General features: G+C 51.6%; 14 protein-coding genes. 11 read left to right on the forward strand and 3 right to left on the reverse strand.

Annotation, left to right across the window (positions count from 1 at the left end):
• Nucleotides 1-34 precede the first annotated feature (34 nt).
• Complete coding sequence (locus tag DWX84_RS12750; protein ID WP_005868064.1) at nt 35-493, reverse strand: hypothetical protein; 459 nt, start codon at nt 491-493, stop codon at nt 35-37.
• A 141-nt stretch (nt 494-634) separates the two neighbouring features.
• Here DWX84_RS12750 and DWX84_RS12755 point away from each other — a divergent pair, with 141 nt between their 5' ends.
• The 3 genes from DWX84_RS12755 (at nt 635) to DWX84_RS12765 (ending at nt 1,977) form a co-directional block, all read left to right on the forward strand.
• Nucleotides 635-856, forward strand: coding sequence for a DUF4248 domain-containing protein (locus DWX84_RS12755; RefSeq protein WP_005868065.1), 222 nt, complete (start codon nt 635-637; stop codon nt 854-856).
• Between the two features lie 177 nt (nt 857-1,033).
• On the forward strand, nt 1,034-1,360 hold the full coding sequence (locus tag DWX84_RS12760; RefSeq protein ID WP_005868066.1) for a hypothetical protein: 327 nt from the start codon (nt 1,034-1,036) through the stop codon (nt 1,358-1,360).
• Nucleotides 1,315-1,977, forward strand: a complete 663-nt coding sequence (locus tag DWX84_RS12765) for a nucleotidyl transferase AbiEii/AbiGii toxin family protein (protein WP_005868067.1) — start codon at nt 1,315-1,317, stop codon at nt 1,975-1,977. Before DWX84_RS12760 ends, DWX84_RS12765 begins: the two co-directional genes overlap by 46 nt.
• 219 nt (nt 1,978-2,196) lie before the next feature.
• Here the strand turns inward: DWX84_RS12765 and DWX84_RS12770 are convergent, their stop codons facing one another.
• Together DWX84_RS12770 and DWX84_RS12775 are read right to left on the reverse strand one after the other, a co-directional pair.
• Complete coding sequence (locus DWX84_RS12770; protein WP_121960879.1) at nt 2,197-4,368, reverse strand: BT4734/BF3469 family protein; 2,172 nt, start codon at nt 4,366-4,368, stop codon at nt 2,197-2,199.
• 119 nt (nt 4,369-4,487) lie between these two features.
• Nucleotides 4,488-4,832, reverse strand: a complete 345-nt coding sequence (locus DWX84_RS12775; protein ID WP_005855952.1) for a hypothetical protein — start codon at nt 4,830-4,832, stop codon at nt 4,488-4,490.
• A 165-nt stretch (nt 4,833-4,997) separates the two neighbouring features.
• Between DWX84_RS12775 and DWX84_RS12780 the strand changes: the two genes are divergently transcribed.
• From DWX84_RS12780 to DWX84_RS12815, 8 genes are all read left to right on the forward strand, one after another.
• Nucleotides 4,998-6,728 carry an ATP-binding protein gene (locus DWX84_RS12780; protein ID WP_121960878.1) on the forward strand — a complete coding sequence of 577 codons (1,731 nt, stop codon included), beginning with the start codon at nt 4,998-5,000 and terminating at the stop codon, nt 6,726-6,728.
• Nucleotides 6,729-6,766: 38 nt separating this feature from the next.
• Nucleotides 6,767-7,459, forward strand: coding sequence for a hypothetical protein (locus tag DWX84_RS12785; protein WP_121960877.1), 693 nt, complete (start codon nt 6,767-6,769; stop codon nt 7,457-7,459).
• The gene (locus tag DWX84_RS12790; protein WP_122377527.1) at nt 7,456-10,209 is read left to right on the forward strand and encodes a TonB-dependent receptor; all 2,754 of its coding nucleotides are present in this window, start codon (nt 7,456-7,458) and stop codon (nt 10,207-10,209) included. Before DWX84_RS12785 ends, DWX84_RS12790 begins: the two co-directional genes overlap by 4 nt.
• Nucleotides 10,210-10,221: 12 nt before the next feature.
• Nucleotides 10,222-11,382, forward strand: a complete 1,161-nt coding sequence (locus DWX84_RS12795; RefSeq protein WP_008780321.1) for a DUF4249 domain-containing protein — start codon at nt 10,222-10,224, stop codon at nt 11,380-11,382.
• A gap of 10 nt (nt 11,383-11,392) precedes the next feature.
• Complete coding sequence (locus DWX84_RS12800) at nt 11,393-13,075, forward strand: hypothetical protein (RefSeq protein ID WP_044545586.1); 1,683 nt, start codon at nt 11,393-11,395, stop codon at nt 13,073-13,075.
• Nucleotides 13,076-13,143: 68 nt separating this feature from the next.
• The gene (locus DWX84_RS12805; RefSeq protein ID WP_005868073.1) at nt 13,144-13,380 is read left to right on the forward strand and encodes a hypothetical protein; all 237 of its coding nucleotides are present in this window, start codon (nt 13,144-13,146) and stop codon (nt 13,378-13,380) included.
• Nucleotides 13,362-13,676, forward strand: coding sequence for a type II toxin-antitoxin system RelE/ParE family toxin (locus tag DWX84_RS12810; RefSeq protein ID WP_008778261.1), 315 nt, complete (start codon nt 13,362-13,364; stop codon nt 13,674-13,676). The genes DWX84_RS12805 and DWX84_RS12810 overlap by 19 nt, the downstream gene beginning before the upstream one ends.
• A 76-nt stretch (nt 13,677-13,752) precedes the next feature.
• Nucleotides 13,753-14,775: a low specificity L-threonine aldolase gene (locus tag DWX84_RS12815; RefSeq protein WP_005868076.1), complete on the forward strand. Its 1,023-nt coding sequence runs from the start codon at nt 13,753-13,755 to the stop codon at nt 14,773-14,775.
• The last annotated feature ends 13 nt before the right edge of the window (nt 14,776-14,788 follow it).

Below are 14,788 nucleotides of genomic sequence, written 5' to 3' on the forward strand. Positions count from 1 at the left end.
AATTTTCAATTTTCAATTCTCAATTTTCAATTCCCTAAATCTCGTCCGGGCTCTCGGAATCGCTCCCGCCACCTCCCGGGGTCACCTCCCCGTTCGAGTACTCGGTGTACTCGCGGAGCTTGGCCGTCAGCTTGAGCGAGGCGCTGGAGAGGTTGCCCGTGGCACGGGCACGGAGGCGTACGCCGGTGATATTGCCTTGCGTGGAGAAATCCTCCGGCGTGACGGCCCCCTTCGAGCGGATGCCCACGCTGAAGATGCCGAGGTCGTCTATCTTCACGTTCTTGCCGTCCATCAGCAGCTCCTTGATACAATTCACCATGTCCTTCAGCATGCCGTGGATGGCGCCGGTGGAGAAGGGGGTGTTGTGGGTGGACATGTGCTCGGCCAAGGCGGCGATGTCTACCGTCTCCTCGCATACGGCACGGGCATACCACTTGTTGAAGGTTGTCACGTTCTTCTCGTTCTTGTTTTGATACTTCTTGTAGCGGATCATAATGTGTTGTTTTTTAATGTTGATACAAAGATACGGCAGGGCGTGGGGGCTTTGTCGCTTTGGGTGACTTAGGGTGATTTCGGGTGAATTATTTCTCCGGAAAATGATGGATATATGCCGGAGATTCACTATCTTTAGGATATGGAAACAACATTCAAGATACGAGCGTACGGGCGGATGGAGCTGGCCGAGGTCTACCTGCCCGACCTGCATCCCCGCTCGGCCCACCGCAAGCTGCAACATTGGATAACGATCTATCCCGGCCTGCCCGGTCGCCTCCTCTCGCTGGGTTATCACGAGGGCGAGCGGGTCTATTCGCCCGCCATGGTGCGGGCCATCATCGAGTCGCTCGGCGAGCCGTGAGAGCCGGATGGTATCCGGGTGGAATAGGGGCGCTAAGTCAATGGAACGCAAGACGGATTCCATTGACTTAGCGACCGTATCTCATTGGTTTCCGAGCCGTGTCTCAATAAAAAGCGCATGGAAATTGTATACCCCAGTAAAATACAGTAGATTTGTATATTATAAAAAGGATGGAAAATGACTATATTTGATGAATATAAGACATATACAGGAGACTCTTCAATCTCTCCCTCCTTGCTTTGGGAGTATGACCTGTCACATTTTGACTGGTGGAAATCCCGGAAGATTGTGGTACAGCGTGTCATTGAAAGAGGATGGTTGAAGGATTTTTATGCCGCATTCAATTTATATGGAGGTATAGAGGGATTCCGGGAAATAATAAAAGAACTCCCAAGCTTATCTCCACGAGACATGAATTTTGTTTGTATTGTCTTTAATCTTGAAAAGGAGGAACTAAAATGTTACACACGGAAGTTGTCTCGGGAAAAACACTTGAACTCCTGAAAAAGCTGGAAGCGGAAAATGCGATGACCCGTTTTAATCTGGCGGGAGGAACTTCTTTAGCCCTGTATTTAGGACATAGGAGAAGTGTGGATTTAGATCTTTTCACTCCGAAACCGTTTGATGCGGCGGAATTGGAGAGATTTCTTATGGATAAATATGGATTCCGTACCGGCTTTATGGAGAGGAACACCTTGAAAGGTTCCATAGACGGAATAAAGATTGACTGCATTACCCACTCTTATGAGTATCTTGAAAAGCCATATATCGAGTACGGTATAAGATTGTACAGCATGCAGGATATTATTGCCATGAAGCTCTCTGCCATCGCCGACGATGGGTCACGGCTAAAGGATTTCATCGACATCGCTTTCCTCTCCACCCGTTTCCCTTTCAATTCCATGTTGGGAATGTATGAGCGTAAATTTCCGGGGGCAAATGTCATCAGGCCCTTCAAGGCCATTACTTATTTTGAGGATATAGATTTCGATGAGGATATCGTTATGCTGAATGGCAAATACGATTGGAGAGCAATTGAGAGGAGATTGGTTGATATGACTAGAAATCAAGATAAGGTCTTTGATTCGTTCCCATTTCCTCTGAAGGGAAAAAGGTCTTGATTTGTAATAGAAAGGATATCCATAACTCTTTTTGAGGAGCTTTATGAGCTTCGCTGAAACATAGCGGGGTGCGCAAGGGTGCGCATCTTTACGTGTTTTCCTAAAACTTTTCTGGTAAATGTAAATTTGTGTCACACTGCTGTGTGTGATACAAATTTATTTATTTCTAAAATGTTTTTCCAACCACTCTTTTTTGCGCACCCCTGCGCACCCCCTGCTTTAAAATGGAAGTTTAGGATTCGCTGTATTGTTTTGGTTATCAGTATGATTCTTTTCATCTTCCTTCTTCGTTCCCTTTTCTTCCGGGGTGCTCAAAAAATTGTCTTTTACCTGTTCCGGAGTGATCTCTACGACCTCAAATAGGCGTTTTCCACGTATTGTCGTGAGCTTAAAACCGTGTTTTTTCAGCACCTTGCTCAACGTAACTATATTGGAACGTGTCGGCGTGATACGTGTAAATACACTTAGTTTCGTCATAATATCGCTCGCCGTAAGATACTGTGGCGTGTCAAAACGCTCCGGTTTGCGGAAATAGGTGAAGAACAATTCCTCCTCGGGGCTTCGCTGGCGGAAGGTCTCGTTGTTCTCGTTGATCTTTCGGATGTCTTCGCCGGAGAACCAGTATTTCTCGCCCCGGCGGAAGAGGGCGAGGGCTTGGGCGTAGATGTCGGCGTGTCGCACGGGCGACTGGTAATCGATCCGTGTGGCCTCGAAGCAGAGGAAGCGGCGAGACTCGTTATCGTCCGGCAGCGATTGCAAGTCGTTCACCGTGGCGGCGAAGGAGGCGTGGCGTATCTGCGTCTCGGCATAGTGTCCGTACGGGCGGCGCAGGTAGATGACCCCTGTGGAGGTGAGCGCCTTGAGGCGGTTCAGATCGGCGTAGCTCTGGCCGGACATCTCGTCGATGACGATCAAGAGGCAGTCCACCATCATCTGCGGGAAACCCTTGCTATAGGGATTGACATTGCCCGTGAAAAGATAGTCCCGCAACTCGGGCGGCACGAGGTTCCGCAGCCACGAGGTCTTGCCCAGCCCCTGCCCGCCGGCCAGCAGCAAGATGGTATGGTTTTCCACGCCTAGCTCCATGGAGCCGGCCACCCCGGCGATAAGCCAGCGCTTGAGGCAACCCCGCCAGAAGGCGGGCCGGGTGGTGTCCACGGTATCGGCCAGCTGCCCGATCCAGTCCGTCACCCCGTCCCACGGGGCCAGCCCCTCGAAATACGAGCGGAAAGGGTGGAACGTCTCGCTGAAGTCCGACATCAGTATGGCCCGGATGTCGTTATGCGAGCAGTAGTGGCCGTCCTTCAGGAGACTCCGCCAGAGCGAGTTCACCCAGTAGTCGGTCACCGGCTTGAAGACCGGCTTTTGGCCGTTCCGCTTTTTCTTCGAGGCCACCTCCACGTACCCCCTCACGCCGTTCTTGCGGGTGAGGAAACGCTCGGATATATAGGCCTCCACGGCGACCACGTCCAGCGGGCCCCCGCCCTTTTTCCGGGAGGTGGCGGCGCTCGTCTCGGCGGCGTGCTCCTCCACGTGGCTGTAGGCGCTCTCGATGGCGGCGAGGCGCTCCTCCGCCGGCAAGTCGGCGAAGGCGGTAGCGGCGTAAGCCTCCATCTCGGCCCGCTTCACGCCCAGCCGGTTCGCCCGTGCGGCCATGACGAAGATGAAGTTATTGCGGTTGCCCTCAGCGTAGGCGCCTTTCCGCTCGGCGGTCCGGCGTGCCTTCTCCAGTGGCGAGGCCACCTTCCTTTCCTTCGCCCCGGGAGCCGTCTCGCTAACCTCCTCCTTCCAAGTAAGGGGTAGCGGGGCGAGGCCCTCCGGTAGCTCGCCGGTACCCTCCAGCCAAGGGCGGTAGGCAGGCGAGAGGTATAGGGCGGGATCGTCCGATACGAAGCAAAGCCGCCCGATGTCGCTGCCCGAGGTATCCAGCTCCACGCCGAGCCGGGCGGCGTACCAACGGCTCATGGCCTCGTAGACCCTCCGGTGATTACCCGGCGTGGCGGTCTCGTCCGTGGCGGCGTAGGCGATGAGTTTCGCCCCGTCGCCGCTGGGACTGCGGAAATACGCCACGGTGTAGGGCGCTTCCGTGGCGAGCGGGGTGATACGCTCCAACTCCCGTTCCCCTACGTGGTCGATGTCGAGTACCACCAATTGGTTATAGCGGGTGATGTGAGGGTCGAGGCGTTTCCCGGAGTAGGTGGCCTGTGGGGTGAAAGCGGGCAGTTTTTTCTTTAGTTTGGCGGCCAGTTCCTTATCGCCCGACGCTAGCGCCTCCCGCGTCTCGTCGATGAACTGCTTGTACGTTCCTCTTTGGATGTTTTCCAGTACGCCCGCTAGTGAGGCGTCTCCCTTGTATCGTCCGAAAAGGGCGAATAATGACGTGTTTATCATACTATATTTTTAAGTGATAAAAAAAGAGCCAGTGTCTCTGGCTTGATGCCGCTAAGGTAGGGAGGCGCTTTGGGACGCCTCCCAAGTTTTAACTTTTGTTGTGAAAAACGGGAAGCTTGTTATTCATGCGCTTTCCCGTATTCCTCCTGCGCCGTCGAGAGGATGCTCCGGAAGCTCCTTGGCTCCGGGCAGCCGTTGGGGTGTATCTCGAACACCTCGTCCAGCGCCCGTATCATGGCTTCCCGGTTCGTCTGCCCGTTCACCCGGAAACGTTGGTCATCGAGGATGGGCAGCGTCAGCCGCACGAAGTCTTTCACGGAGCCCGTGTAGATGATCTTCTCCCGTTTAACCAGATCCTCCTCCGGCTGGTAGTCTTTAAACAACTTATGCGCCCCTTTCGCGTCTTTTTTCAAGTCCACCCATGCCTTTTGGGCATTTTCCAGACTATCCAGCAGCTTTCTCACGCTTGTTTCCGCTTCCCGGAAACTGATTTTTTTTCATATATGATTAATTGTTAAAGTTAAAAACATCGCAAAGGTACATTATCCGCGTGATAATTCCTCGGAAGTTGTTGCTTTGCCGGATATATATGCTTATATTTGTAATTACTCATAAAAACAAAGATCGCTATGATAATAAAGAAGATTCCTTACGGACTGACGGATTTTGAGAGGATTAGGAAAGAGCCGTATTATTATGTGGATAAGACTCATTATATCGAGTGGTTGGAGGAATCTGCCAATTTCTTCTTCTTGATCCGCCCGAGGCGTTTCGGAAAATCTTTGTTTATCAACATGCTTAGATGGTATTATGATATCTATAGGCGGGATCGTTTCAAGGAAATCTTCGAGGGGCTGTATATCGGTTCGCATCCTACGGCGGAGCAAGGGAAATACCTTGTGCTCGATTTTAATTTCGCCGGCGTGAATCCGGACCCGGACCGGTTGCTGGCCTCGTTCAATGATAATTGCTCGATGCGTTTCGATCTTTTCGCCGGGCTTTACGGACATATGTTCAATCCCGGTTTCGCCAGTGAATTGAAAAGACTCAAGAACGCGGACGAGAAATTGAACTACCTGATCGGGCAGGCTACGTTGCTGGATCTTCCGATCTACCTGTTCATCGATGAGTATGATAATTTCACGAACGCCATACTCGCCAATGTGGGGAATGAGCATTACCGTAAATTGACACATGGCACGGGGTTCTTCCGCTATTTCTTTAATAAGCTGAAAGAAGGTGCCACGGGAAACGGACCGATCAAGCGTATGTTCATCACGGGAGTCTCTCCGGTCACCATGGATGACGTGACAAGTGGATTCAATATCGGTGCCAATATGAGCACCGATCCCCGGTTTAACGGGATTATCGGGTTTAGCGAGCGGGAGGTACGTGATATGTTGTCTTATTATAAAGACGTGGATATGCTGGCCGGAGAGGTAGATGAGGTGATCGGCGTGATGAAGCCATGGTACGATAATTACTGTTTCTCGAGAGATTCGCTCCACGAGCCGATGTATAACTCGGATATGGTGCTGTATTTCCTGAATCATTATCTTCCGTTGAAAAAAGTTCCGGAGAACATGATCGATAACAACATCCGTACGGATTATAATAAGCTCCGTCATTTGATTCGCTTGGACAAGAAAATGGGCATGAACGCCTCTATCATCCAAGACATCGTGACGAATGGCGAGACCGTAGGTACCATCAAGACGGCTTTCCCCGCCGAGGATCTGGCAAAACCGGATAATTTTAAGAGCCTGCTCTATTATTTCGGGCTGCTTACCATACGGGGTACTAAATGGGGGAGTACCCTATTGGCGATCCCTAACTTGACGGTTCGTGAGCAGTTGTACTCCTATTTGGTGGAGGCTTACCGGAGCGCCGATTTATTTTCCCTCGAGATGGATCGGCTGGGGATGCTCGTGGCTAGCATGGCCTACGAGGGAAACTGGAAACCTGTCTTTGAGTACTTCGCCTCTGAATTGAAGCGACAAAGCTCTATCCGTGAGTTTATCGAGGGTGAGGCGCACGTAAAGGGCTTTTTGTTGGCTTACTTGGGCTTGACCCGTACTTATATAATTCATCCGGAGTATGAGGCGAATAAGGGATATGCGGACTTCTACATGATGCCCGATTTGTTGCATCAACCGGAGATCGTCTATAGTTATATCGTAGAGGTGAAATATGCCCGTCGTGACGCCTCCACCCCGGAGATAGAATCGCTGAGGACTGAGGCTGCCGGGCAATTGAAACGTTATGCCGAAGATCCTAAAGTGAGAGAGACGAAGGGAAATACGAAACTTCGCCTGATAACACTGATATTTAAAGGCTGGGATTTGGTGGCTTGTGATTGAATGCCTATATTTGGCATGAAACTTTAAATCTGTATCTTATGAGAAAGCTTCTGGGGTTTTTATGCGTATGCGCGTTGGCTATCGCTACGGCTAGGGCACAAGATGCGGTGGATGACTATGTCTCTTCCGCCGCCGGCCAAGCCGTGATCTACCATGGGAAGGAGCAATTAAAATATCCCACCTCGATAAGAAATCACCCCTATTTGAAGAGCGAGAAATACGTACCCGGGGATCTTAGCTTCGAAGGCATTCTCTACAAGGACGTGAAAATGCGCTTAGACCTGTACAAGAATGAGTTATTACTGCTCTCTCCGGACAATCGCTATAATATCGTCTTGCCGAGCGATCGGGTAGACTACGCTGAGTTTCATGGGTACGATATCTTCTACAGGTATCCGGACGAGCGGTCGGGCAACCTGCCGGAAGGCTATTACCTACGGTTGTATGAAGGGAAGTGTACCGTACTGGGGAAATGGTCTTGTATATTATCTAAGACGATAAAAGATATGAAGCTCGATGAATCCTTCGATCAGTCCGTAAAATACTACATCCGGAAGGAGGGCGTTTACTATACCGTGAGGAGCAAGGGCTCCGTGTTGAAGGTCTTCAAGTCCAAGAAAAAGGAGTTAGCCCGGTATATCAAGCGGCGAAAGCTGGATTTCAAGCACGCTCCCGAGGAAGCCATCGTAGCCGTGGTGAGACAGTATGAACAGTTAAACGAGATCCCATGAGAAAGAGCCTATATATCGGTATGGTAATGTGCCTGCTGTCCGGCTGGACGGCGAGGGCGCAGCGGACGGTCGATCTGGATTTCCGGCAAGTAACCTTAAATGTCGTGTTCGACGCTATCGAGCGGCAGACCGGACAGCCCGTCTACCGGCAACCCTTGGAGACGGACTCCATGGTCGTTAGCGTACACAGTGAGAAGGAAGAGCCCTTGGTGGCGTTGCGGCGTGCGTTGGAGGGGACTCCCTTCCAAGTATCCTCGTATGGCGGCGCCTTCTTTGTATTGAGAGATAACACCTTGATGACCTCCCTGCCCGAGAACTTCTTCCTGCGGGAGAAGCGGAGAGAGGGCGATGGCGACGAGGAAGGCTCCGGTATCTCCCTGATGGCGGGCCGGAAGCAGCAGAAGGCTACCTCGGAGAACAAGGTCTACGAGATCGGCGACGCCTCGGGCAAGGCGGCGGACCGGGTCACGGTGACCGGTAATATCAGCGATTTCAAGACCGGCGAGCCGATGGTGGGCGTGGCCGTGTTCGTGAAGGACCCGATGATCGGGGCTACTACCGACGCTTACGGCTATTATACGCTGCGCCTCCCTCCCGGACGACACGAGCTGTACATACAAGGCATGGGCATGAAGGACACCCGGCGGCAGATCATGCTCCATTCCGACGGCAAGCTGGATATCGAGCTGGAGGAACAGGTCTACACCTTGAAGGAGGTCACGATCTCCTCCGAGAAGATCGCCAACGTGCGGAATACGACGATGGGCGTGGAACGCCTGAAGGTGAAGGATATAAAGAATATCCCGATGGCGTTCGGCGAGGTGGATATCATGAAGGTAGTCATGTCGCTCCCCGGCGTGAAGGCGGTGGGCGAGGCCTCTAGCGGCTTTAACGTGAGGGGCGGGGCGACGGACCAGAACTTGATTCTCTTCAACGACGGGACGGTCTATAACCCGACCCACCTGTTCGGCTTCTTCTCCGTCTTCAACCCCGACGTGGTGAAGGACATGGAGCTGTACAAGAGCAGCATCCCCGCTAAGTATGGCGGACGTATCTCCTCGGTACTCGACATCAACAGCCGGGAGGGTAACAAAAAGGAGTTCAAGGGATCGGCGAGCATCGGCTTGCTGACCAGCCGCCTTACCTTGGAGGGGCCTCTCTTCTCCGAGAAGACCTCCTTTATCGTGGGTGGACGTACCACTTACTCGGACTGGATCTTGAAGAAACTCCCCGAGAAGAGCGGCTATAAGGATGGCAACGCCGGTTTTTACGACCTGAACGCCACGATTAACCATAAGTTCGACGAGCGGAACAACCTCTATCTGAATGGCTACTACAGCCACGACCGTTTCCGCTTTAACGCGGATGAGCGGTATGCCTACGAGAATGCCAACGCCTCGGTGAAATGGAGGCATATCTTCTCGGATCGTTTCACGGGAGTCCTCACTGCCGGCTACGACCATTATGGCTACAATACCCGTAATACGGATAACCCGGTGAATGCTTATTCCCTCGCTTTCCGTATCGACCAGATGTACGGGAAGATGGACTTCACGCATTACCTGAGCGATAAGCATACGCTGGATTTCGGCGCCAGCTCGCTGTTTTACGACTTGGAGCCGGGGAAATACCTTCCCTATGGAGGGGAGTCGTTGGTGAAGGAGGACCGGATGGAGAAGGAGAAAGCGGTGGAGTCCGCTATCTATGTGGGCGATCGTTGGGATATCACCTCCCAACTCTCCTTGAACGTGGGGGTCCGTTATTCCATGTTTAACGTATTGGGGCCCCGTACCTATAATCTCTATGCCGACGACCAACTGCCTTCCTTGGCTACCGTGACGGGTACGGTGGATAAGACCGGGGCGTTCAAGACTTACCACGGGCCGGAGTTCCGGGTGTCCGCCCGTTATGCCTTTACCGAGGACTTCTCCGTGAAGGCCGGCTTTAATACGATGCGCCAGAATATCCATAAGCTATCCAATACGACGATCATGTCGCCCACGGATACGTGGAAGTTGAGCGACGCTAACATCAAGCCGCAGACGGGTATGCAAGTGGCCGCCGGGCTATACCGGAATTTCTTGAACAATACGATCGAGGTCTCCTTGGAGGGATATTACAAGACGATGAAGGATTACCTAGATTACCGGAACGGCGCCGAGCTGCTGATGAACCACCACATCGAGACGGACGTGCTGAGGACCGAGGGGCGTGCCTATGGCGTGGAGCTGATGGTGAAGAAAACGCAAGGGAAGTTGAACGGCTGGGTAAGCTATACCTACTCTCGCACGCAACTGCGGCAGAACGATCCGATGATCGTGAATCCCGTGAACAATGGGGATTGGTACGCCGCCGATTTCGATAAGCCGCACGACTTGAAGTTCGTGGGTAACTATAAGTTCACGCATCGTTTCAGCTTCTCGCTGAATTGCGACTATAGCACGGGACGGCCGATCACCTTGCCGGTCTCCAAATATCATTACGGGGGCGGGGAGTTTGTCTACTATTCGGACCGTAATCAATACCGTATCCCGGACTTTTTCCGGATGGACGCCTCGTTCAACATCGAGCCGAGCCACCACCTGACGTTGCTCACGCATAGCACGATCTCTTTCGGAGTCTATAACCTGACGGGGCGAAAGAACGCCTACTCGGTGTATTATATATCGGAGAACGGGAAATTAAAGGGATATAAGATGGCGATATTCGGGGTGCCTATCCCGTTTGTCTCTTATAATATTAAATTTTAGGGGGGAGTTGAGATGAGGAAAGAAGCGAAGATAAAAGATTCTATAAAAGGCTTTCATTGGTGGCTGGGGGCTTTGCTGTTGTTATTGTCCGCCTGTGTCACGGATTACGAGCCGAAGGGTTTGGAGCAGGTACGGGATTTGTTGGTCGTGGATGGTATCATCACGAATGGCGAGACTACGATAAAGCTCCGGAGAAGCGTGGGCCTGACCGACGATTTCACGGAGGATGAGTTCGTGAATAACGCCAAGGTGGTGGTGGAGCGTGAGGATGGAGCTGTTTTCACTTGCGCTAATTCTTCCGGGAAGGGAGAGTATAAGGTGGATATGGGAGAGCTGGACCCGGGTAGCCGGTACCGGCTACATATCTCGCTGGATGGGCTGGAGTATGAGTCGGACTATCTGGGACCGGAGATAACGCCTCCGATCGACTCTCTCTCCTTGCTGAAGAAGGGGCCGGGAGAGGAGGTCCGTCTCTGTGTGTCTACGCATAATGCCCCGGATCGATCCTCTTATTTCCGCTGGATGTATAAGGAGAATTGGGAGGTGAAGGCGGAGATCTTCATGGCTGCCGAGAAAATGGGTAATACGGTCGTAATATATGATTTACTTACATCGAATAATTGGTATTATTGCTGGGGGAAGGACAGCTCGAAGGTGATCTCCCTAGGCAGTTCCGATAGGCTGACGCAGAACGTGATCGCTAACAAAAGTATCGCCTCGTATCATCCCAGCGATCGCCGTTTCTCGATGTTGTATCATGCGGAGGTGGAACAATATGCGTTGCACCGGGAGGCTTACGACTACTATTTTAATTTGCAGAAGAACATAGAGGAGTCTGGTAGCTTGTTTGCCCCTATTCCTTCCGAGATGAAAGGGAATATCCGCTGCGTGACGGACCCGGAGGTTCCGGTGATCGGTTTCGTGGAAGTAGCGACAGTGACTCGCCTCAAGCGTTTCTTTCCGGAGATAGAGAAGGTATATGAGGCCGAGGTTACGGGCTGCGCAAGCACGATCGTACAGGGATCGGAATATGATAATAATCCGGATTACGGATATGTTTCCTATAATCCGATGAATGCGGCGAGTAATACGTATGCGCTGAAACGTTGTATGGATTGCGGCCGTTTTGGTTCGAAACAGAAGCCCTCTTGGTGGCCTACCAGTCATTTATAATTTAGTTGCTATGGAGAAGTCTATGATAAAACAATGTATCTTGTCGCTCCTCTGCCTCTTATGGGCGGGGCAAACGGTTCTCGCAGGGGAATTGCGAGAGCGGGTTTATCTGCAAACGGATAAGCAATTTTATCTGTCGGGCGAGCTTGTATGGATGAAATTCATTGCCACGGATTTGGACCAACGGTTGTCCGACGTGAGCAAGGTCGGGTATGTGGAGCTTCTGGATAGCGCCTCGGCGGTCGTGCAAGCCCGACTCGTGCTGGAGAAGGGGGTAGGGAATGGTTGCCTGCAATTGCCGTCTACCTTGCCGACCGGAAACTATCGGCTGGTGGCCTATACCCGTTATATGCGGAACGAGGGGGAGGAGGTCTTCTTTGAGAAGCCGCTGACGGTGGTGAACACCTTCGTGACGAATGAGGCCCTGCTGACGGATACTTTATTGCCCGCTTACTCTTTTACGAGGCGAGAGGGCCCGGTTTCCGTATCGCCGGACCGTATGACCTATGATACCCGTTCAGGGGGGGAGATCCGGATAAACGGCCTGCCCCCGGATCTACAGACCCTATCGGTCTCTATCGCCGGGATTGACTTGTATAAACCTTCCGCCCGGAGCGGTATCGTTGATTGGAAACAAAGCATGCCTACTACGGGATCATCGCCTGCCGATCGTAAATTCTTGGCGGAATACGAGGGGCCGATCCTGACGGGGAAAGTGATCGATCTGTCTACGGGCGAACCTTCGTCTAAGGAGGCGGTGAGGCCTTTATTGGGCTTTTCCGGGGGGGAGATCCGCCTTTTCGGGGGGCAACTGGGCGCTGCCGGGGAGGTGACTTTCTTTACGAAACACATATCCGGGACGCACGAGATCGTGACGGTGGCTTTATCCCCTTCCTCCTCTCGCTACCGGGTGGACATCGAATCTCCTTACGCTACGCATCCGGAGAAGGAACTTCCCGCCTTGAGATTGAATCCCGCTTGGCAAGATGAGTTGGTGAAGCGGAGCGTGGGGCTACAGGTGTTGCATGCTTACCGGTCTGATTCCTTGGTTCGGGAAAAAGCGGAGAAGCCTTGGTTCCAGTGGCAACCGGATTGGAGTTATCTTTTGGATGAGTACACCCGTTTCACGACGATGGAGGAAGTCGTGATCGAGTTTATCCCCGGCCTCCGCTTCCGTAAGATGGATGGGGTTCGCCGGTTGGCGGTCCTGACCGAGGAGCGGATCGGGTATACGATCGGTAACTCATTGGTTTTATTGGATGGTATCCCTATCACCGATCACGAGATCATTTTTAAGTACGATCCCCTAAAAATCCGGAAGATCGATGTGTATAAAGGTAAGTACGTATTCGGTGGGCAGATATTCGACGGTATCGCCTCCTTCTCCTCTTACGAGCATAATTACCCGGGTCTGGTAGTCGATAACTCCACCCAGTTCTTTGATTATGAGGGCACGCAAGCCCAGCGCATCTTCTATATGCCCGCTTACCGGACAGAGGCCGAGAAGCGATCTCCTGTTCCGGATTTCCGCCATACCTTACTTTGGCGACCCGATATCCGGACAAACGGCGAGTCCTCTATATCCATCCCCTTTACCACCTCTGACCTGACCGGTGATTTCACCATCACCATCGAGGGCCTGACCCAAACCGGCGAGGCCCTCTACGCGACGGAACAATTTCAGGTAAAATAGCGTGCGATATGGATTATTCTATTTATCTTTGTAACCTTACTATGGGAAATTAAATCGGATTGAAGATTATGGGAACATTGGAATTGAAATTATCATTGATACAACGGCTCAGTCTCATAAATGATGATGATTTGTTACATCGTATCAAGAGCTTGATTGATAGGATGGAGGAAAGGCAAGCCCTTCGTTTCTCGCCGGAAGTAAAGGTTGCCATAAAGCATGCGCGAGAAGATATCTCGGAGGGGCGTTTTATTGAAGATGAAGGACTGGATAGATATATGGAGCGATGGGTAAACGAAAGTTGATTTGGTCTCAATCAGCTTTGAATGATATGACCGAAATTTTTGACTATTATAATAAACGTAATAAGAGTAAAACGTACAGCACTAAATTATTAGGAGAGTTTAGGGCGATAATGCGTTTAATCCTTTCTTCTCCTCGTATGGGGATCAAGACAGAGGATGAGAATATCCGTTATGTGCTATCTGGTAACTATGCCTTATTTTATGAAATCAAGTCTTGTACAATAGAGGTCTTGATTGTTTGGGATTGCAGACAAAGTCCCGGGCGGTTGGAGATGTGCATCCGTCAACGTCGTTGATATGAAATAAAAACAATTCAAGATATCCTCATTCTCATCTTAAATCCGTACTTTTGGCGAAAAATCAGATTTAAAGATGAGAAGTTTCGCTAGTGACAACAATTCCGGCGTGCATCCCCGGGTAATGGATGCGATCATCAAGGCAAATGATAATCATGCGGTTGGATATGGTGATGATCCTTGGACAGAGGCCGCTACGAGTAAGATACAAGAAGTGTTCGGCAAGGATGCTTCTCCTTTTTTCGTGTTTAACGGGACGGGGGCGAACTCCGTGGCCCTGCAAGCCGTAACCCGTCCGTTTAATAGCATCCTGTGCGCCGAGACCGCCCATATCAACGTAGACGAATGTGGTGCTCCCGCACGGATGACCGGTTGCGCCATCGTCACGATCCCTACGACGGACGGTAAGCTGACACCGGAATTGATCCGTCCCCATCTGAAGAACTTCGGGGTTTGCCACCATTCGCAACCCAAGGCCGTTTATATCTCCCAAGTATCGGAATTAGGTACGATCTATACGATAGAGGAAGTGAAAGCGATCGCCGATCTCTTACATTCGTACGATATGTATCTGCATATGGACGGAGCACGCTTGGCGAACGCCTGCGCTTACCTGAATTGCACGATGCGCCAAGTGACCGTAGACGCAGGCGTGGATATCTTGAGCTTCGGAGGCACGAAAAACGGTATGATGATGGGAGAGGCCGTGGTCTCGTTCCGCCCGGAGATCACGGAGAACCTGCGATTTTACCGAAAGCAATCCGCTCAGCTAGCCTCGAAGCTACGTTATCTCTCCGCCCAGTTCATCCCTTATCTGGAAAATAACCTCTGGCTGGAGAACGCCATGAAAGCGAATATCAGTGCCGCCAAGCTAGCGGACGTGCTACGACAGTACCCGGAGATTCATTTTACGCAGAAGATCGAGTCCAACCAGCTCTTCTTCACGATCCCTGCCGAGGCGTTGAGAAAGTTGCAAGATAAATATTTCTTCTATATGTGGAACGAGGAGATCAACGAGGCCCGTCTCGTTACCTCTTGGGATACTTCCGGCGAGGATATCGCTGAGTTCGAGCAGTCATTGAAAGAGATATTCGGTTAAGGTATAGATATAA

Source organism: Parabacteroides sp. AF21-43, assembly GCF_003635435.1.
In the GTDB taxonomy this organism is placed as follows: domain Bacteria; phylum Bacteroidota; class Bacteroidia; order Bacteroidales; family Tannerellaceae; genus Parabacteroides; species Parabacteroides distasonis.